The organism is Streptomyces sp. NBC_00637 (assembly GCF_045161545.1).
Classification (GTDB): Bacteria; Actinomycetota; Actinomycetes; order Streptomycetales; family Streptomycetaceae; genus Streptomyces.
Genome location: NZ_CP109046.1, coordinates 6,665,629 through 6,685,620, shown reverse-complemented (window position 1 = coordinate 6,685,620; position 19,992 = coordinate 6,665,629). Strand labels below are relative to the sequence as shown.

Below are 19,992 nucleotides of genomic sequence, written 5' to 3'. Positions count from 1 at the left end.
GCTCAGATCATCGGCAGGGGCCGCGTCAGCTCGTCGTACACGCTGAGGACCTGGGCGACGGTCTCGTCCTCGGTGGGCCAGCCGGCGGCCTGCCGGGTGCCGAGATCCCGCAGGAGTTCGGCCCGTCCGGGGTCGTCGAGGAGGCGTACGACGGCTGCGGCGAAGGCCTCCGGGTCGTGCGCGGGGACCAGTTCGGCCGCGTCGCCGACGAGTTCGCGGACGCCGCCGGTCAGGGCGGCGACGAGCGGCACGCGCGCGTACAGGGCCTCCTGCGCCAGGACCGACCGGGACTCCCCGCCGCCGGGCAGCAGCGCGAGGTCGGCGGCGGCGAGCAGTTCGCTCACGTCGTCGCGTCGCCCCAGCAGCCGGACCGGCAGCTCCTCGTCCTCGATGCGGCGCTGGAGCTCCGCCCGCCGCGGCCCCTCCCCCGCGACCACGACCAGCGGCAGGGGGTCGAGGCCGCGCCACACCCGCGCGGCGTCCAGCAGCAGGTCGTGTCCGCGGTGGCCGTCCAGGGAGCCGACGGCCAGGAACAACGGGCGCCCCATGGCGCCGAGTTCGGCCCGGAGTTTCGAGGGCGGCGACTCGGACTCCTCGTTCCCCGCGGTCCGGCGGGACCCGGGCAGCGCCACGGCGGCGAGCCGTGCGTCGCGCGCGCCGGTCCCGCGGGCCCGGTCGACGAGGTCGGAGGTGGTGCCGAGGACCACGGTCGCCGCCCTCGCGACCCGCCGTTCCAGCAGCCGCAGCAGATGGGCGCGAGCTCCCTCGGCGTGCGCGCGGTTGTGCCAGGTGACGATGAGCGGGGTACGCCGGCCGCTGAGCGCGAGGACGGCCCGGAACGAGGCGTGCAGTCCGTGCGCGTGGACGAGGTCGGCGTCCGTGCAGGCCGCGCGGAGCGCCGCCACCGACCCGGGATCGCTGCTGCGCGGCACGTGCACGTGTTCGGCGCCGGCCCCCGTGAAGTCGTAGGTGTCATCCGCCTCGCCGGGGGCGCACACCGTCACTCGCACGCCCCGCGCGACGAGCCCGGCGGCCAGGGAACGCACGTGCGCGCTGCTGCCGGCGTTGCCGCCGCCCAGCACCTGCACGGTGCGCAGCGACGACTGGCCGTGCGGTGAGTGGCTGCTCACGTGGCCGGGGCTCCTGGTTCGGCGTGGGACGGTCACGAAGAAACGTACAGAAGGACCGGGCGGAGGGGTGGACCGCCGACTTTCCTCCACGTACTACGCCCAAGGATGCCAGCACGTACGGGTGTTCCGTGCCGTCGAGCGCCCTGACACCCGGTCACAGGCCCCCTGGCCGCACCCACACGGGTGAAAGAAGCCGGGGTTCCGTTCGATTACCCGAGTGCCGACCTCGCCGCCTCGCTCACCTGCTCCCCGTACACCGCCGCGACCACGACGGCGGCTGCGTGCGCCACCAGGCCGGCCCGGCCGTTGCCGGCCACCACCGCCGCCCCCAGCAGCGCGCCGAGCGCGTGTGCCCCGCAGTCGCCGAGCATGTCCCGCCCGCCCAGATCGTCGGGGAGAACGGCCGCGGCGGCTCCGACCGCCACGGCGGACAGCTCGCCCGCCGCCCCCGCGCGCAGCAACCCCGGCGCGCCCAGGGCGAGCACGGCGCCGGCGGCCCGTCCGGGGCGCACGTCCACAAGGTTCACGAAGTGGGCGGCCCCGGCGATCACCACCCCGGCCAGCACCTGCTCCGGGAGCCGGTCCTTCAGCAGCGCCCCCGCCACCAGCCCGGCCGCCGACACCCCGAACAGCTTCACGGCGCCGCTGGTGACCTCGCCCGTCCGCAACGCGCCCAGATGGGCCCGGAAGCCCCGCCGCGCGTCACCGGCGCCGACGACATCGTCGTACGCCCCGCAGATCCCGGCGGCGGCGACGGCGAGCGCGGCGGCCGGCGCCGTCCGTCCCGCCGCGAGCGCGCCGGCCAGGGCGGTGGCGGGACCGGAGTACAGCCCGACCGTCCGCCCCGCGTGGTTCTCCCGCTCCCAGCGTGCGCGCCCGCCGGGCGCCGCGGCGCGCAGGGCCGCCGCCGTCGCCCGGGTCAGCCCGGCCGTCAGCGCGAACGCCGGACCCCGTCCCCTCAGTGTGAACATGCCCTCACCCTAGGGAACGGCCGCCCCGGGGATTCCACGGCGGTCGCCCGGCACCCGACCGGACGGCAGGGCGCCGGACGTCTCTAGCCGTCCGCGCGGGCGGTGGCCAGCAGCTCCTCGGCGTGCGCCCGGGCCGTCTCGGAGTCCTCCTGCCCGGCGAGCATCCGGGACAGCTCCCGGATGCGCTCCTCGCCCTCCAGGACCTTCACGCCGGACCGGGTGACCGACCCGTCGTTGGTCTTCTCGACCAGCAGCTGCCGGTCGGCGAAGGCGGCGACCTGCGGGAGGTGGGTGACCACGACGACCTGGGCGGTCTTGGCGAGCCGGGCGAGGCGCCGCCCGATCTCGACCGCCGCCTTGCCGCCGACGCCCGCGTCGACCTCGTCGAAGAGATACGTCGGCACCGGATCCGTCCCCGCGAACACCACCTCGACGGCCAGCATCACGCGCGAGAGCTCACCGCCGGACGCGCCCTTGGCGATGGGCCGGGCCGGCGCGCCCGGGTGCGGGGCGAGCAGCAGCTCGACCTCGTCCACGCCGGCCGGACCGTAGGCGACCGGACGTCCGCCGACCTCGACGCCCTCCGGGTCCTCGGTCTGCCGGATGTCGAACGACACGCGCGCGTGCGGCATGGCGAGAGAGGCCAGCTCGGCGGTCACGGCGGCGGCGAACCGCTCGGCGGCGTCCGTGCGCGCGTCCGTCAGCGTCTGCGCCAGCCCGCCGAGTTCCTCGCGCAGCGCGTCCCGTTCGGCGGTCAGCTCGTCGACGCGCCCGTCGTCGCCGTCCAGCTCGGTGAGCCGGGCGGCGCTCTGCTCGGCCCAGACCAGCACGGCGTCCACGTCCTGCCCGTACTTGCGGGTGAGCGCGGTCAGCGCGGCCCGCCGCTCCTCGACGGCCGACAGCCGCAGCGGGTCGGCGTCGAGGTCGTCGGCGTACCCCGCGAGCTCGCCCGCCACATCGCCCAGCAGGATCCCGATCTCGCCGATCCGGTCGGCGAGCGCGGCCAGCGCCGGATCGTGCGACCTGACGGCCTCCAGGGCCCGCTGCGCGCCCGCGACGAGCGTCGTGGCCTCGATGCCCTCGGGATCCTCCGGATTGCCGGCGAGCGCGGCGTGGGCGGCCGTGGCGGCGGACGACAGCGCTTCCGCGTGCCCGAGCCGTTCGGCCTCCTCCGCCAGCTCCACGTCCTCCCCGGCGCGCGGTTCGACGCCGGCGATCTCGTCGAGACCGAAACGCAGCAGGTCGGCCTCCTGGGCCCGCTCCCGCGCGCGGGTGACGATCTCCTCCAGCTCGACGGCGACGGCCCGCAGCCGCCGGTAGGCCTCGGTGTACTTGGCGAGCGGCACGGTCACCGCGTCGCCCGCGTACCGGTCGAGGGCCTGCCGTTGCCGGGACAGCTTCAGCAGCCCCTGCTGGTCGGTCTGCCCGTGGACGGCGACCAGCTCGTCGGCGAGCTCGGCGAGCACGCCCATGGGCACACTCCGTCCGCCCACGTGCGCCCGCGACCGCCCCTCGGCGGAAACGGTACGGCTGATGAGTAGCGCCCCGTCGTCCAGCTCGGCCCCGGCCTCCTCGGCCCGTACCACCGCCGAGGCGTTCGCGGGCACGGTGATGCGCCCCTCCACGACCGCCTTCTCGGCGCCGATCCGCACGAGCGCGGGATCAGCGCGCCCGCCCAGCAGCAGCCCGAGGCTCGTGACCACCATGGTCTTGCCCGCGCCCGTCTCACCCGTGACAGCGGTGAAGCCTGGTGACAGCTCCACGACCGCGTCGTCGATGACTCCGAGCGACCGTATCCGCATCTCCTCCAACACGGACAAGACCTTACGAGGTCGGGGGGAGGAAGTGCGACGCCCCCCGGCCCCGGAAGGGGAACCCGCAGGTGAAGAATGTGTATCGACGGCGCCGTGTCACCCGGGTGAGTGGAGTCGCGCCGGGGGCGCGGGCCTGCGAACCGCTAGTGCCGGGCTCCCCGCCACCCGGAGACGGGCAGCGCGAACTTCGCCACCAGCCGGTCCGTGAACGACGCGTGGTGCAGCCGCGCGAGCCGGACCGGCACGGCTCCCCGCCGCACCTCCACCCGGGCCCCGGCGGGCAGCTCGACGGTCCGCCGCCCGTCGCACCACAGGACACCCGGCGGAATGTGCGGCAGCACCTCCACCGCGAGCACGGAGTCGGGCGAGGTCACGAGCGGCTTCGCGAACAGCGCGTGCGCGCTGATCGGCACCATCAGCAGCGCCTCGACCTCGGGCCACACCACGGGACCGCCCGCCGAGAACGCGTAGGCGGTCGACCCCGTCGGCGTGGACAGCACGATCCCGTCGCACCCGAACCCGGTGACCGGCCGCCCGTCGATCTCCAGCACGACCTCCAGCAGCTTCTCCGCGCCCGCCTTCTGCACGGCCGCCTCGTTCAGCGCCCAGTCGGTGTGCACGATGTCGCCGTTGCGGTGCACGACGACGTCGACGGTCATCCGCTCCTCGACCTCGTACGCCTTCGTCACCACCCGGTCGACGACCTTGTCGAGGTCGTCGCGCTCGGCCTCGGCGAGGAAGCCGACGCTGCCCAGGTTGACGCCGAGCATCGGCACCCCCGAGGCCCGCGCGAATTCCGCGCCGCGCAGCAGCGTGCCGTCGCCGCCGAGCACGATGAGCAGCTCGCACCCCTCGAGGCACTGCGGAGTGGCCTCGGCGACCAGCTCCACCTCCTCGGGCAGGGGCAGGTCGGCGGCCTCGTACTCCAGGACGCGCACCCCGATGCCCTCACGCAGCAGTCCCTTGACGACCAGCTCGGCGCTGCGGATGGCCGCCGGCCGCCCCGTGTGGGCGAGCAGGAAAACAGTACGAGCTCGGTTCTGAGTCAACGCGGCCCCTCCGCAACTGCACGGTCAACGTCGGCCGGGTCGAGGGCAGGCGCCCCGGCCCTGAGCCACAGAAAGTACTCGACATTGCCCGAAGGTCCGGGCAGCGGGCTGGCGGTGACACCCTTCACGCCGAGCCCCAGGTCCCACGCCTTCCCGGCCACGCCCCGCACCGCCTCGGCCCGCAACTGCGGACTGCGCACCACACCCCCGCTGCCGAGCCGTTCCTTCCCCACCTCGAACTGCGGCTTGACCATCATCACCAGGTCCGCGTCCGGCTCGGTGCACCGTGCCAGGGCCGGCAGCACCAGCCCCAGCGGGATGAAGGACAAGTCCCCCACGACAAGATCCACAGGCTTCCCATCGATCGCTTCAAGCGTCAACTCGCGTACGTTCGTACGGTCCTTGACGGTGACGCGTTCATCGCTGCGAAGAGACCACGCGAGTTGCCCGTATCCGACGTCGACGGCGACCACGTGCACGGCCCCCGCGCGCAGCAGCACATCGGTGAACCCGCCGGTCGACGCGCCGGCGTCCAGCGCCCGCCGCCCCTCCACCACGAGCCCCAGCGGCACGAACGCGGCGAGCGCGCCGGCGAGCTTGTGGCCGCCCCGGGACACGTAGTCGGGGTCGTCGCCGTCGACGGCGACGACGATCGCGGCCGCCGTCTCGACCTGGGTGGCGGACTTGGTCGCGACGGTCTTGTCGACGGTGACCCGCCCGGCGGCGATCAGCTGGCCGGCATGCTCGCGCGAGCGCGCGAGCTTGCGGCGGACCAGCTCCGCGTCCAGACGGCGTCGTGCGACTCCTGCCACGTTCGGTTCAGCTCCTAGTGCCGTACGTCATGCGCGAGGTGGCCCCGAAGGGTCTCATCGCGGGGTGGTGGTCGGGTGACCGGCGGGAGCCGGCGGTCCCGGGCGGGTGTCGAGCGCGGTGAGCGCGTCGCGCAGCCCCCGGTGTACATCCTCGTACACCTCGACGTGTCCGTCGGTGGCGAGGTGGTCGGCGTCGGCCAGCCGGTCCAGCAGGGCGTCCACCTCCGCGTTCCCGGTGGGATCGGCGGGGACCTCCAGCGGGGCGGGAGCCGCGGGATCGTACTCCCGCTCCTGCTCCTGTCCCTCGGGCACGGTCTCCGGGGCGGTCCGCGTCCCCGTCTCCGGCGCTGTGTCGCTCATGCGAAGACGCTACCTCGAACGCCTGGGGTAACGTCGATCGCGATGGCCACGATCGAGGAGTGCCACGCCGCACTCGAGAAGCTCTCCGACAGCATGCGCAGCGCCGAAGGTGACGTCCGGACCGCCGCCGCCCTGGACCGTTCGGTGAGCTGCCGGATCACCGACCTCGACGTCACGTTCGTCGGCCGGATGACGGACGGCAGGATCGTCGTGCAGGACACCCTTCAGGGTCCTCCCGTGGAGAAGGCCCAGATCAGGCTGGCCATGACCGGCGACGATCTGGTCGCGCTGGTCGCCGGCGAGCTGAACTTCGCGAAGGCCTGGGGCTCGGGGCGGGTGAAGCTGGACGCGGGCCTGCGCGATCTGTTCCAGCTCAGGAAACTTCTGTAGCGACCGCCCGCTCGACCCGGGCACGTGTCCTGCGCGCCGCCGGAACCACCAGCGGGGTGCCCGTCTCCGGGTCCTCGATGACCTGGCAGCGCAGCCCGAACACCTCCTCCACCAGCCCGGCGGTGACGATGTCGTTCGGCGCGCCCTGGGCGATGACCTCGCCGCCCTTCAGCGCGATCAGGTGGGTGGCGTACCGGGCCGCGTGGTTGAGGTCGTGCAGCACGGCGACGAGCGTGCGCCCCTGCTCCTCGTGCAGCTCCGCGCACAGGTCCAGTACGTCGATCTGGTGCTGGATGTCGAGGTAGGTCGTCGGCTCGTCGAGCAGCAGCAGCGGGGTCTGCTGGGCGAGGGCCATCGCGATCCACACCCGCTGGCGCTGGCCGCCGGACAGCTCGTCGACATAGCGGTCGGCGAGCTCGGCGACCCCGGTCTGTGCCATGGACTCCCGCACCACCCGCTCGTCCTCGACCGACCACTGGCGCAGGATGCCCTGGTGCGGGTAGCGGCCGCGGCCCACGAGGTCGGCGACGGTGATCCCGTCGGGCGCGATCGACGACTGCGGCAGCAGGCCCAGCGTCCGCGCGACCTTCTTCGCGGGCATCGACTGGATGACCTGTCCGTCGAGGAGCACCCGGCCCCGGCTCGGCTTCAGCATCCGCGACAGCGCCCGCAGCAACGTCGACTTGCCGCACGCGTTCGGACCGACGATCACCGTGAAGGAGTTGTCCGGTATCCCCACCGACAGCTGTTCGGCGATGACCCGCTGGTCATAGGCGAGGGTGACGTTCTCGGCGGACAGGCGGTTCACGGTGCTCCTTCGGTTGTTCTGATCGGCCGGGCGGCCGTGGTCGTCGACCGCGCGGCTCATATCCGGCCCGCCCTGCGCTCGGTGACGAGGAGCCACAGCAGGTACACCCCGCCCAGCACCCCGGTGACCACGCCCACGGGCAGCTGTCCGTCGCCGAAGAGCCGTTGCGATGCCCAGTCGGCGGTGACCAGCAGCGCGGCGCCCATGCACAGGGACGGCACCAGGTTGGGCCCGGGCGAGCGGGTCAGGCGCCGGGCGAGCTGCGGCGCGGTGAGCGCCACGAAGCTGACCGGGCCCGCGGCGGCGGTGGCGGCCGCGGTGAGCAGCACGGCGGAGACCATCACCACCAGCCGGACGCGCTCCACGCGGACCCCCAGCGCGTGGGAGACGTCGTCGCCCATCTCCGTCATCCGCAGCCCGCGCGCGTTGGCGAGCACGAGCGGCACGAGCACACAGGCCAGGGCGAGCAGCGGCCAGACCTGCTTCCAGTCCCGGCCGTCGAGGGTGCCGGTCATCCACACGACGGCGCGGGCCGCGTCGACGAAGTCGGCCTTGGTCATCAGATAGCCGTTGACCGCCGTGGCGATCGCCGAGATGCCGATGCCGACGAGCACCAGCCGGTAGCCGTGAACGCCCCGCTTCCACGCCAGCAGGTAGATGAGGGCCCCGGTCACCAGGCCGCCGACCAGCGCGCCGACGGTCACCTGGGCGGCGCTCCCGGAGAACAGCACGATCATCACGAGGGCGCCGGCCGTGGCGCCCTGGCCGAGCCCCAGCACGTCCGGGCTGCCCAGCGGATTGCGCGACACGGCCTGGAAGAGCGCGCCGCCGAGCCCCAGCGAGGCCCCGACGAGCAGACCCACCAGGACCCGCGGCAGCCGCAGTTCGTTGACGATGAACTCCTGGCCGGCGTCGCCGTCGCCCAGCAGCGTCCTCACCACGTCCCCGGCCGGGATCGGGAAGTCGCCGGTGCCGATCAGCACCACGCTCGCGGCGAGCGCGGCCACCACCAGCAGGGCGACCACGATCAGCGCTCGCGGCTCCAGCCGGACGGAGAACCCACCGGGGGTGCGCAGCGCCCGAGGACGGCCGTGGGGGGTCTTCTGCTCGGTCTTCACAGCTGGGCCGCCCTCCGCCGTCGTACGAGAAAGATGAAGACCGGGCCGCCGATGATCGCGGTGATGATGCCGACCTGGACCTCCGAGGGCCGGGCGACGACCCGGCCGACGACATCGGACCCGAGCAGCAGCACCGGCGACAGGACGGCCGCGTACGGCATGATCCAGCGCAGGTCGGGGCCGGTGAACGAGCGGACGATGTGCGGGACCATCAGCCCGACGAACACGATCGGCCCGCAGGCGGCGGTCGCGGCCCCGCACAGCACGGTGGCGGCCAGCATCGACAGCGCCCGGGTGCGGTTCAGGTTCGCGCCGAGCGCCTTGGCGGTGTCGTCGCCCATCGCCAAGGCGTTCAGCGGCCGGGCGAGGGCGAACGCGAGGAGGGTGCCGACGACCAGGAAGGGCAGCACCTGCCGGATGGTCTCGTCGGTGGCCGTCGACAGCGAACCGACCGTCCAGAACCGCATCCTGGCGAGCGCCGCGTCGTCCATGATCATCACGGCCTGGAGATAGCCGTACAGCGCGGCACTGATCGCCGTGCCGGCGAGCGCGAGCCGCACCGGCGTGGCTCCCCGGCTCCCGCCGAGGAACCAGACCAGCGCGCCGACGGCGGCCGCCCCGAAGAAGGCGAACCACACATAGCCGGTCAGGCTCGTGACGCCGAAGTAGGTGATCGCGGTGACGACGGCCGCCGAGGCGCCCGCGTTGATTCCGAGCAGCCCGGGGTCGGCCAGCGGATTGCGCGTCAGCGCCTGGAGCACGGCACCGGACAGCCCGAGCGCGGCCCCGACCAGCAGCCCCAGCACGGTCCTGGACAACCGCTCGTCGACCACGACGTCCGCGTAGGTCCCCGAGTCCTGGAACAGCCCGTGCATCACCTGCGCCACGGACAGCTCCTTGGCGCCGACGGCGATACTCGCCACCGCCACCAGCAGCAGGACCGCCACGGCGGCGAGCAGCCCGACGGGCCGTATCGCCCGGCGTTTCGGAGGCGCGGGGGCGGTTTCCGCGCGTTGTTCGGGAACACTGTCGACCAACACGCAGTTAGGTTAGCCTACCCTGCCAACCCGCCTCGATCCCTGGTCACGGCCCGCACCAGGGGCCACTGCTGCACCACTGCGCGGCCCCACCGCCCACTCCTCCTCTGCCCGCCGGTTCACCAGCCCAGCCGCGCCAGCGCCTTCCCCCCGTCCAGCTCACACGCCCCGTCACCGGCCGCCGTCCAGGCCGCCGCGCACAGCGCCCGCAGCCCGTCCAGGGCCTCGCCGTCCCCCGTCAACTCCAGGCTCTCGGCACCCGCCTTCGCCGTCCAGCCACCGCACCGGAAGCCGTCCCCGTCCTCGGCGACCTCGGGCTGACCGGTGAGCATCCCCCGCAGATCGCCGTCGACGTACGTCGGCCGGTGCTGCGGCGGCGCGGCGAGCAGCTGCGCCCCGTCGGTGACGCCGGTGAGGACGAGCAGCGAGTCGACCTCGCCGTTGAACGCCCCCTCGATGTCCGTGTCCAGCCGGTCCCCGACGACCAACGGCCGCTCGGCGCCGGTCCTCAGGATCGTCTCCCGGTGCATGGGAGGCAACGGCTTCCCCGCGACCTGCGGTTCGGCACCGGTCGCGATCCGCACGACCTCCACCGCCGCGCCGTTGCCCGGCGCGATGCCACGCCCGCTGGGAATCGTCAGGTCGGTGTTGGACGCGAACCACGGCACCCCGCGCGCGACGGCGTACGAAGCCTCCGCGAACCGGCCCCACGGCAGATCGGGCCCGCCGAACCCCTGCACCACCGCCGCCGGATCGTCGTCCGCCGACTCCACCGGCTCGAGTCCGCGCTCGCGCAGCGCCACCCGCAGTCCCTCCCCGCCGATCACCAGCACCCGCGCGCCCGCCGGCACCTGCTCAGCGATCAGCCGCGCGACCGCCTGCGCCGAGGTGATGACATCGTCGGCGCCCGTCGGTATCCCCAGCTCCGTCAGATGCCCGGCCACCGCGTCCGGCGTCCGCAGCGCGTTGTTGGTGACGTACGCGAGACGCATCCCGCCCGCGCGCGCGGTGGCCAGCGACTCGACGGCGTACGCGATCGCCTCGCCCCCCGCGTACACCACCCCGTCCAGGTCGAGCAGCGCCGTGTCGTACGCCTCGCTCAGGGCCTGCCCACTGCCCTCGGGCCTCGTCCTGACGCTCCGGCTCATTCCACATCGCTCCTCGTTCGCTCCGCTTTCCCCCGATCATCCCGCATGCCACCGACAGACGTACGATGCCGGGATGAACTCAGCAGGTCACTCGGAAGCAACGGCGCCCCGAGGCCTGGAACTCACCCCGTTCCGAGGCCTGCGCTACGACCCCGACCGGGTCGGCAGTCTCGCCGCCGTCACCTCCCCGCCGTACGACGTCGTGGTCCGCCCCGACGGCCTGCACCACCTTCAGGACGCCGACCCGTACAACATCGTCCGGCTGATCCTGCCCGAGGCCATCACCCCCGCGGCGCGCAACGAACAGGCCGCCGACACTCTGCGCCGCTGGCTGTCCGAGGGCGTCCTGACCACCGATCCCGAGCCGGCCCTGTACGTCTACGAGCAGCGGCACTCCGACGGCATGCTCCAGCGCGGCCTGATCGGCACGCTCCGCGTCTCGGAACCCTCGGAGGGCATCGTCCTCCCCCACGAGGACGTCATGCCGCACGTCGTCGCGGACCGCGCGGCCCTGATGCGCGCCACGCACGCGAACCTCGAACCTCTCCTCCTCACCTACCGCGGCGACGGCACGGCGGCCGAGATCGTGGACCGCGCGGCGGAAGACGCCCCGCTCCTGTCCACCACCACCGAGGACGGTTACAGCCACCGCCTCTGGGCGATCACCGACCCCGCCGAGACGGCCCGGGTCCTCGCGGACCTCGCCCAGCACCAGGCCCTCATCGCCGACGGCCACCACCGCTGGGCGACCTACCTGCGGCTCCGCGCGGAGCACGCGTCCCCCAGCCCCTGGGACCACGGTCTGGTCCTTCTGGTCGACACCGCCCGCTACCCCTTGCGCGTCCGCGCCATCCACCGCCTCCTGCACGGCCTTCCGGTCGCCGACGCCCTGGCCGCGCTCGACGGCCGGTTCCGCGTCCAGCGCCTGGACGTCCCTCTCGCCCAGGCCCTCGACGCCCTCGCGGACGCGGCCTGCGCGGGCAACGGTTTCCTCCTGGCGGGCGACGGCGCCTTCCATCTCGTCGACCACCCGGACCCGGCGCTGCTCGACCGCACGATTCCCGCCGACTTCCCGCAGGCCTGGCGCACCCTGGACGCCACGGTCCTGCACGCCACGCTCCTCGACCACATATGGCACATCCCCGAGGACGACCCCACCCGCATCGCCTACATCCACGACACGGCCGCGACGGTACGCAAGGCGGAACGCGACGGCGGTACGGCGGTCCTCCTGCATCCCGTCCGCGAGGAGGTCGTCCGCGATCTCGCCCGGCAGGGCGTCACGATGCCCCGCAAGTCGACGTCGTTCGGCCCGAAGCCCGCATCGGGCCTGGTCCTGCGCGCACTCGACCTCTGAACGCACGAAGGGGCGGGACCCGGTCGATACCCGGGTCCCGCCCCTTGCCGCTGCTACCGGCGTGTGTCAGTCCTCGTCGCGGTCGGCCACACCGCGCTCGACCACACCGCGCTCGGCCTCGTCACGGTCGTCCGTGACCTCGTCCGTGTCCTCGACGTCCGCGGTGTCCGGCGCTTCCTCGACGACGATCTCGTCGGCCCCGGTTTCGCGCGCGCTCTCGGTCTCGTCCTCGTCCAGGGCGTCGACGAAGTCCACCCCGTCCAGCTCGGCGAGCCGGTCGGAGGCGTCCGTGCTGCCGTCCCGGTCGGCCTCGAGGGCCTTCGCGAACCACTCCCGTGCCTCGCCCTCACGCCCTGCGGCGAGCAGCGCGTCGGCGTACGCGTACCTCAGCCGCGCGGTCCACGGCTGGACGGATCCGGCGGCGAGCTCGGGGCTCTGCAACGTCACGATGGCCGCGTCCAGTTGCCCCATGTCACGCCGGGCACCCGCCGCGACGAGCCGCATCTCCACCTGGCCGGCCTTGTCGAGCTTGTGCACCTCGGGAGCGCCGGCCATGTCGAGCGCCTTCTCCGGCCGCCCGAGCCCACGCTCGCAGTCGGCCATGACGGGCCACAGCTCGACACCGCCGCTCATCCGCCGCGCGGCCCGGAACTCGGCAAGCGCCTCGCTGTACTTCTGGTTGGCGTACGCGGCGAACCCGGCAGCCTCCCGCACGGCAGCGACACGCGAAGCGAGCCGCAGGGCCACCTTCGAGTACCCGTAGGCACCCTCGGGGTCCTCGTCGATCAGCCGGGCGACCATCACCAGGTTCTTGGCGACATCCTCGGCGAGCGTCTTGGGCAGGCTCAGCAGCTCCTGCCGGACGTCCTTGTCGATCTCGTCACCGGTGACGTCCTCCGGAATCGGCAGCCGCTTGATCGGCTCCCGGTCCCGGTCCCGCTCGTCACGGAAACGAGGCCCGCCACCCTGGCGGTCGTCCCGACGGTCGTCACGGCCGCGGTATCCACCGGACCCGCCGGGCCGTCCACCACGGTCGTCCCTACGGGGACCACGGGCATCCCGGTCGTCCCGAGACCCACGGAATCCACCGCGCTCGCCCCGGTTGTCGTCACGCCGGCCGTAACTCCCACGGTCGTCACCCCGACGGTCGTCGCGGCGGTCGTCCCTACGGTCGTCACGCCGAACGAAGCCGCCACCACGGTTGTCGTCCCGACGGAAGGGAGGACGCTCGCCCCGGTCGTCACGCCGCTCATCACGCCGGTCGTCACGTCGATCGTCCCGACGGAACGCAGGCCGCTCACCTCGGTCGTCCCGGCGGAACGGGGGGCGCTCGCCGCGGTCGTCGCGACGGAACGGCGGACGCTCACCCCGGTCGTCCCTGCGCGGACCACGGTCGCCCCGGTCGTCGCGCTGGAACGCCGGACGGGAAGAACCGCGGTCGCCGTCACGACGGTCATCACGACGATCGTCCCTCGGCCCACGGAAGCCACCGCGGTCACGGTCACCGGACCCACCGCGGTTGTCATCGCGCCGGAAGCCACCGCCACGGTTGTCGTCCCGACGGAAGGGAGGACGCTCGCCCCGGTCGTCCCGTCGATCATCCCGTCGGTCGTCCCGACGGAACGCAGGGCGCTCGCCGCGGTCGTCGCGACGGAACGGCGGACGCTCACCGCGGTCGTCCCGGCGCGGACCACGGTCGCCCCGGTCATCGCGCGGGAACGCCGGACGGGAAGAACCACGGTTGTCATCGCGGCGGAAGCCACCACCACGATTGTCGTCACGCCGGTCGTCCCGACGGAACGCAGGGCGCTCGCCGCGGTCGTCGCGACGGAACGGCGGACGCTCACCGCGGTCGTCCCGGCGCGGACCACGGTCGCCCCGGTCATCGCGCGGGAACGCCGGACGGGAAGAACCACGGTTGTCATCGCGGCGGAAGCCACCACCACGATTGTCGTCACGCCGGTCGTCCCGACGGTCGTCGCGAGGACCACGGAACCCACCGCGGTCACCACGATCACTTCGGCCTCGGTCGTCGCGACGGTCGTCACGCCGGTCGGAACCACCGCGGTCGTTGTCGCGGCGGAAGCCGCCACGGTCCCCGCGGTTACCGCCGCGGTTGTCACGGTCCCCACTACTGTCCCGTCGCCGCTGGTCGCGCTCCGGTCGATCGTCGGGAGAGTTGGTGGACATCGGTGACTCCTGTCTTCGGTACCGCAAACATTCTCGCGCACCCGGGTACCCGGCGCGCTCCAGAAAAACGAAAAGGACCCCTGGTCCCAGCTGAACGCTGGGACCAGGGGTCCTTTCCAAAGATTGTTCGGCGGTGTCCTACTCTCCCACAGGGTCCCCCCTGCAGTACCATCGGCGCTGTAAGGCTTAGCTTCCGGGTTCGAAATGTAACCGGGCGTTTCCCTCACGCTATGACCACCGAAACCCTAATGGTTTCGAGCGAACAAGCACACTTTTTACTTGTTTTCAGCTCTAGCCGGCAACAGTCGTTGCCTCAGAACTAACACAGTGGACGCGAGCAACTGAGGACAAGCCCTCGGCCTATTAGTACCAGTCAGCTTCACCCATTACTGGGCTTCCACATCCGGCCTATCAACCCAGTCGTCTACTGGGAGCCTTAACCCCTCAAGGGGGTGGGAATACTCATCTCGAAGCAGGCTTCCCGCTTAGATGCTTTCAGCGGTTATCCCTCCCGAACGTAGCCAACCAGCCATGCCCTTGGCAGAACAACTGGCACACCAGAGGTTCGTCCGTCCCGGTCCTCTCGTACTAGGGACAGCCCTTCTCAATATTCCTGCGCGCGCAGCGGATAGGGACCGAACTGTCTCACGACGTTCTAAACCCAGCTCGCGTACCGCTTTAATGGGCGAACAGCCCAACCCTTGGGACCGACTCCAGCCCCAGGATGCGACGAGCCGACATCGAGGTGCCAAACCATCCCGTCGATATGGACTCTTGGGGAAGATCAGCCTGTTATCCCCGGGGTACCTTTTATCCGTTGAGCGACGGCGCTTCCACAAGCCACCGCCGGATCACTAGTCCCGACTTTCGTCCCTGCTCGACCCGTCGGTCTCACAGTCAAGCTCCCTTGTGCACTTACACTCAACACCTGATTGCCAACCAGGCTGAGGGAACCTTTGGGCGCCTCCGTTACTCTTTAGGAGGCAACCGCCCCAGTTAAACTACCCATCAGACACTGTCCCTGATCCGGATCACGGACCCAGGTTAGACATCCAGCACGACCAGAGTGGTATTTCAACGACGACTCCACAACCACTGGCGTGGCCGCTTCAAAGTCTCCCACCTATCCTACACAAGCCGAACCGAACACCAATATCAAACTGTAGTAAAGGTCCCGGGGTCTTTCCGTCCTGCTGCGCGAAACGAGCATCTTTACTCGTAGTGCAATTTCACCGGGCCTATGGTTGAGACAGTCGAGAAGTCGTTACGCCATTCGTGCAGGTCGGAACTTACCCGACAAGGAATTTCGCTACCTTAGGATGGTTATAGTTACCACCGCCGTTTACTGGCGCTTAAGTTCTCAGCTTCGCCACCCCGAAGAGTGACTAACCGGTCCCCTTAACGTTCCAGCACCGGGCAGGCGTCAGTCCGTATACATCGCCTTACGGCTTCGCACGGACCTGTGTTTTTAGTAAACAGTCGCTTCTCGCTGGTCTCTGCGGCCACCCCCAGCTCGAGGAGCAAGTCCTCTCACCAGTGATGGCCCCCCTTCTCCCGAAGTTACGGGGGCATTTTGCCGAGTTCCTTAACCATAGTTCACCCGAACGCCTCGGTATTCTCTACCTGACCACCTGAGTCGGTTTAGGGTACGGGCCGCCATGAAACTCGCTAGAGGCTTTTCTCGACAGCATAGGATCATCCACTTCGCCACAATCGGCTCGGCATCAGGTCTCAGACTATGTGAACGGCGGATTTGCCTACCGTTCGTCCTACACCCTTACCCCGGGACAACCACCGCCCGGGATGGACTACCTTCCTGCGTCACCCCATCACTCACCTACTGCAAGTCTGGTTCGTCGGCTCCACCACTTTCCTTTCCCCGAAGGGTCCGGAACGGCTTCACGGACTTAGCATCGCCTGGTTCGATGTTTGACGCTTCACAGCGGGTACCGGAATATCAACCGGTTATCCATCGACTACGCCTGTCGGCCTCGCCTTAGGTCCCGACTTACCCTGGGCAGATCAGCTTGACCCAGGAACCCTTAGTCAATCGGCGCACACGTTTCTCACGTGTGTATCGCTACTCATGCCTGCATTCTCACTCGTGAACCGTCCACAACTCGCTTCCGCGGCTGCTTCACCCGGCACACGACGCTCCCCTACCCATCCATACAGGCGTTGGCCCTATTGTATGAATGACACGACTTCGGCGGTACGCTTGAGCCCCGCTACATTGTCGGCGCGGAATCACTAGACCAGTGAGCTATTACGCACTCTTTCAAGGGTGGCTGCTTCTAAGCCAACCTCCTGGTTGTCTGTGCGACTCCACATCCTTTCCCACTTAGCGTACGCTTAGGGGCCTTAGTCGATGCTCTGGGCTGTTTCCCTCTCGACCATGGAGCTTATCCCCCACAGTCTCACTGCCGCGCTCTCACTTACCGGCATTCGGAGTTTGGCTAAGGTCAGTAACCCGGTAGGGCCCATCGCCTATCCAGTGCTCTACCTCCGGCAAGAAACACACGACGCTGCACCTAAATGCATTTCGGGGAGAACCAGCTATCACGGAGTTTGATTGGCCTTTCACCCCTAACCACAGGTCATCCCCCAGGTTTTCAACCCTGGTGGGTTCGGTCCTCCACGAAGTCTTACCTCCGCTTCAACCTGCCCATGGCTAGATCACTCCGCTTCGGGTCTTGAGCGTGCTACTGAAACGCCCTATTCGGACTCGCTTTCGCTACGGCTGCCCCACTCGGGTTAACCTCGCAACACACCGCAAACTCGCAGGCTCATTCTTCAAAAGGCACGCAGTCACGAGACGAAGAGCAAGCTCTCCGTCCGACGCTCCCACGGCTTGTAGGCACACGGTTTCAGGTACTATTTCACTCCGCTCCCGCGGTACTTTTCACCATTCCCTCACGGTACTATCCGCTATCGGTCACCAGGGAATATTTAGGCTTAGCGGGTGGTCCCGCCAGATTCACACGGGATTTCTCGGGCCCCGTGCTACTTGGGTGTCTCTCAAACGAGCCGTTGATGTTTCGACTACGGGGGTCTTACCCTCTACGCCGGACCTTTCGCATGTCCTTCGCCTACATCAACGGTTTCTGACTCGTCTCACAGCCGGCAGACTGTGAAAGAGAGATCCCACAACCCCGCACACGCAACCCCTGCCGGGTCTCACACGTATACGGTTTGGCCTCATCCGGTTTCGCTCGCCACTACTCCCGGAATCACGGTTGTTTTCTCTTCCTGCGGGTACTGAGATGTTTCACTTCCCCGCGTTCCCTCCACACTGCCTATGTGTTCAGCAGCGGGTGACAGCCCATGACGACTGCCGGGTTTCCCCATTCGGAAACCCCCGGATCAAAGCCTGGTTGACGACTCCCCGGGGACTATCGTGGCCTCCCACGTCCTTCATCGGTTCCTGGTGCCAAGGCATCCACCGTGCGCCCTTAAAAACTTGGCCACAGATGCTCGCGTCCACTGTGCAGTTCTCAAACAACGACCAGCCACCCATCACCCCGCCACACTCGGCGAGTTCACTGGGGCCGGCACTGAAGGCAGCCATACGGCCATACCCTCAGATACCCAACAGCGTGCCCGGCACCCTCGCCACTCATGATCATGCTTTCCACGCTCCGAAGAACAGTACTTGCAGCCCGAGATGACTGAGAATGCCGAATAATCAACGTTCCACCCATGAGCAACCAGCATCGGACGTACGCCGATGTACTGGCCTCTGACCTCACCCCGAAGGGATCGGTAAGAAGTGCTCCTTAGAAAGGAGGTGATCCAGCCGCACCTTCCGGTACGGCTACCTTGTTACGACTTCGTCCCAATCGCCAGTCCCACCTTCGACAGCTCCCTCCCACAAGGGGTTGGGCCACCGGCTTCGGGTGTTACCGACTTTCGTGACGTGACGGGCGGTGTGTACAAGGCCCGGGAACGTATTCACCGCAGCAATGCTGATCTGCGATTACTAGCAACTCCGACTTCATGGGGTCGAGTTGCAGACCCCAATCCGAACTGAGACCGGCTTTTTGAGATTCGCTCCACCTCACGGTTTCGCAGCTCTTTGTACCGGCCATTGTAGCACGTGTGCAGCCCAAGACATAAGGGGCATGATGACTTGACGTCGTCCCCACCTTCCTCCGAGTTGACCCCGGCAGTCTCCTGTGAGTCCCCATCACCCCGAAGGGCATGCTGGCAACACAGAACAAGGGTTGCGCTCGTTGCGGGACTTAACCCAACATCTCACGACACGAGCTGACGACAGCCATGCACCACCTGTACACCGACCACAAGGGGGCACTATCTCTAATGCTTTCCGGTGTATGTCAAGCCTTGGTAAGGTTCTTCGCGTTGCGTCGAATTAAGCCACATGCTCCGCTGCTTGTGCGGGCCCCCGTCAATTCCTTTGAGTTTTAGCCTTGCGGCCGTACTCCCCAGGCGGGGAACTTAATGCGTTAGCTGCGGCACCGACGACGTGGAATGTCGCCAACACCTAGTTCCCACCGTTTACGGCGTGGACTACCAGGGTATCTAATCCTGTTCGCTCCCCACGCTTTCGCTCCTCAGCGTCAGTAATGGCCCAGAGATCCGCCTTCGCCACCGGTGTTCCTCCTGATATCTGCGCATTTCACCGCTACACCAGGAATTCCGATCTCCCCTACCACACTCTAGTCTGCCCGTATCGAATGCAGACCCGGGGTTAAGCCCCGGGCTTTCACATCCGACGTGACAGACCGCCTACGAGCTCTTTACGCCCAATAATTCCGGACAACGCTTGCGCCCTACGTATTACCGCGGCTGCTGGCACGTAGTTAGCCGGCGCTTCTTCTGCAGGTACCGTCACTTTCGCTTCTTCCCTGCTGAAAGAGGTTTACAACCCGAAGGCCGTCATCCCTCACGCGGCGTCGCTGCATCAGGCTTTCGCCCATTGTGCAATATTCCCCACTGCTGCCTCCCGTAGGAGTCTGGGCCGTGTCTCAGTCCCAGTGTGGCCGGTCGCCCTCTCAGGCCGGCTACCCGTCGTCGCCTTGGTGAGCCATTACCTCACCAACAAGCTGATAGGCCGCGGGCTCATCCTTCACCGCCGGAGCTTTTAACCTCCACCCATGCGAGTGGAAGTGTTATCCGGTATTAGACCCCGTTTCCAGGGCTTGTCCCAGAGTGAAGGGCAGATTGCCCACGTGTTACTCACCCGTTCGCCACTAATCCCCACCGAAGTGGTTCATCGTTCGACTTGCATGTGTTAAGCACGCCGCCAGCGTTCGTCCTGAGCCAGGATCAAACTCTCCGTGAATGTTTTCCCGTAATCGGGACGACACCACGAGAGCGGAACAGCCAGGCGGAATAAGCCCGGCCGTTCACAGCGTCCTCGCTGTGTTTTGTTTCAAAGGAACCTCATCTCCGGCTATCACTGCCGGGGACGGGGTATCAACATATCTGGCGTTGATTTTTGGCACGCTGTTGAGTTCTCAAGGAACGGACGCTTCCTTTGTACTCACCCGAGAGACTCTCTCAGGCTTTCCTCCGGGCGCTTCCCTTCGGTCTTGCGTTTCCGACTCTATCAGATCCTTTTCCTGATCCGATTCCCTGTCGGGGGGATTGTCTTGGGCTTTCGGCTTTCGCCTGTCGGCCTTTCGACATTCACTACGTTAGCCGATTCCCTCCGCAACTCATAATCGAGTTCCGCCGGGTTGGAATTCGGGCATGCAGGCATGCCGAATTCGCTCCCGCTGAGGGGCGTCGTAGGTAGTGGGTTGGCCGCTTCCGACTGCCGGCGAATGCCGTACCCGGTTCAAG

13 protein-coding genes and 3 rRNA genes are annotated in these 19,992 nt (G+C 68.7%); 2 read left to right on the top strand and 14 right to left on the bottom strand.

Features of this window, described 5'->3' with window-relative positions:
- Positions 1–2: 2 nt before the first annotated feature.
- From OG440_RS29370 to OG440_RS29345, 6 genes are all read right to left on the bottom strand, one after another.
- Positions 3–1,130, bottom strand: a complete 1,128-nt coding sequence (locus OG440_RS29370) for a glycosyltransferase family 4 protein (RefSeq protein ID WP_406009782.1) — start codon at positions 1,128–1,130, stop codon at positions 3–5.
- 209 nt (positions 1,131–1,339) lie between these two features.
- Entirely contained in the window at positions 1,340–2,101 is a 762-nt protein-coding gene (locus tag OG440_RS29365) for a hypothetical protein (RefSeq protein WP_406009781.1), read from the bottom strand.
- 83 nt (positions 2,102–2,184) lie between these two features.
- Positions 2,185–3,903 (bottom strand): DNA repair protein RecN, encoded by a 1,719-nt coding sequence (gene recN / locus OG440_RS29360; RefSeq protein WP_406011490.1) that lies wholly within the window; start codon positions 3,901–3,903, stop codon positions 2,185–2,187.
- A gap of 155 nt (positions 3,904–4,058) precedes the next feature.
- On the bottom strand, positions 4,059–4,964 hold the full coding sequence (locus OG440_RS29355) for an NAD kinase (protein ID WP_406009780.1): 906 nt from the start codon (positions 4,962–4,964) through the stop codon (positions 4,059–4,061).
- Positions 4,961–5,776 (bottom strand): TlyA family RNA methyltransferase, encoded by an 816-nt coding sequence (locus tag OG440_RS29350; protein ID WP_406009779.1) that lies wholly within the window; start codon positions 5,774–5,776, stop codon positions 4,961–4,963. Before OG440_RS29350 ends, OG440_RS29355 begins: the two co-directional genes overlap by 4 nt.
- Positions 5,777–5,830: 54 nt before the next feature.
- Positions 5,831–6,136: a hypothetical protein gene (locus OG440_RS29345; protein ID WP_406009778.1), complete on the bottom strand. Its 306-nt coding sequence runs from the start codon at positions 6,134–6,136 to the stop codon at positions 5,831–5,833.
- 42 nt (positions 6,137–6,178) lie between these two features.
- Between OG440_RS29345 and OG440_RS29340 the strand changes: the two genes are divergently transcribed.
- Positions 6,179–6,526 carry an SCP2 sterol-binding domain-containing protein gene (locus OG440_RS29340; RefSeq protein ID WP_406009777.1) on the top strand — a complete coding sequence of 116 codons (348 nt, stop codon included), beginning with the start codon at positions 6,179–6,181 and terminating at the stop codon, positions 6,524–6,526.
- On the opposite strand, the gene OG440_RS29335 is transcribed toward OG440_RS29340, so the two are convergent.
- The 4 genes from OG440_RS29335 to OG440_RS29320 all read right to left on the bottom strand — a co-directional run bounded on the left by OG440_RS29335 (position 6,510) and on the right by OG440_RS29320 (position 10,637).
- Complete coding sequence (locus tag OG440_RS29335; protein ID WP_406009776.1) at positions 6,510–7,394, bottom strand: ABC transporter ATP-binding protein; 885 nt, start codon at positions 7,392–7,394, stop codon at positions 6,510–6,512. The two genes, OG440_RS29340 and OG440_RS29335, sit on opposite strands and share 17 nt — an antisense overlap.
- Positions 7,391–8,452, bottom strand: coding sequence for a FecCD family ABC transporter permease (locus tag OG440_RS29330; protein ID WP_406009775.1), 1,062 nt, complete (start codon positions 8,450–8,452; stop codon positions 7,391–7,393). Before OG440_RS29330 ends, OG440_RS29335 begins: the two co-directional genes overlap by 4 nt.
- Positions 8,449–9,492 (bottom strand): FecCD family ABC transporter permease, encoded by a 1,044-nt coding sequence (locus OG440_RS29325; protein WP_406009774.1) that lies wholly within the window; start codon positions 9,490–9,492, stop codon positions 8,449–8,451. Before OG440_RS29325 ends, OG440_RS29330 begins: the two co-directional genes overlap by 4 nt.
- Positions 9,493–9,608: 116 nt before the next feature.
- On the bottom strand, positions 9,609–10,637 hold the full coding sequence (locus tag OG440_RS29320; protein ID WP_406009773.1) for an HAD hydrolase-like protein: 1,029 nt from the start codon (positions 10,635–10,637) through the stop codon (positions 9,609–9,611).
- 73 nt (positions 10,638–10,710) lie between these two features.
- Between OG440_RS29320 and OG440_RS29315 the strand changes: the two genes are divergently transcribed.
- The gene (locus OG440_RS29315) at positions 10,711–11,994 is read left to right on the top strand and encodes a DUF1015 domain-containing protein (RefSeq protein ID WP_406009772.1); all 1,284 of its coding nucleotides are present in this window, start codon (positions 10,711–10,713) and stop codon (positions 11,992–11,994) included.
- A 66-nt stretch (positions 11,995–12,060) separates the two neighbouring features.
- On the opposite strand, the gene OG440_RS29310 is transcribed toward OG440_RS29315, so the two are convergent.
- The 4 genes from OG440_RS29310 to OG440_RS29295 all read right to left on the bottom strand — a co-directional run bounded on the left by OG440_RS29310 (position 12,061) and on the right by OG440_RS29295 (position 19,489).
- Complete coding sequence (locus OG440_RS29310; RefSeq protein ID WP_406011489.1) at positions 12,061–12,903, bottom strand: hypothetical protein; 843 nt, start codon at positions 12,901–12,903, stop codon at positions 12,061–12,063.
- A 1,406-nt stretch (positions 12,904–14,309) separates the two neighbouring features.
- Positions 14,310–14,426: ribosomal RNA gene (gene rrf, locus OG440_RS29305) — 5S ribosomal RNA — on the bottom strand.
- A gap of 101 nt (positions 14,427–14,527) precedes the next feature.
- Positions 14,528–17,650: ribosomal RNA gene (locus tag OG440_RS29300) — 23S ribosomal RNA — on the bottom strand.
- 314 nt (positions 17,651–17,964) lie between these two features.
- A 16S ribosomal RNA gene (locus tag OG440_RS29295) occupies positions 17,965–19,489 on the bottom strand.
- The 16S, 23S and 5S rRNA genes sit together here, the layout of an rRNA operon.
- Positions 19,490–19,992 lie beyond the last annotated feature (503 nt).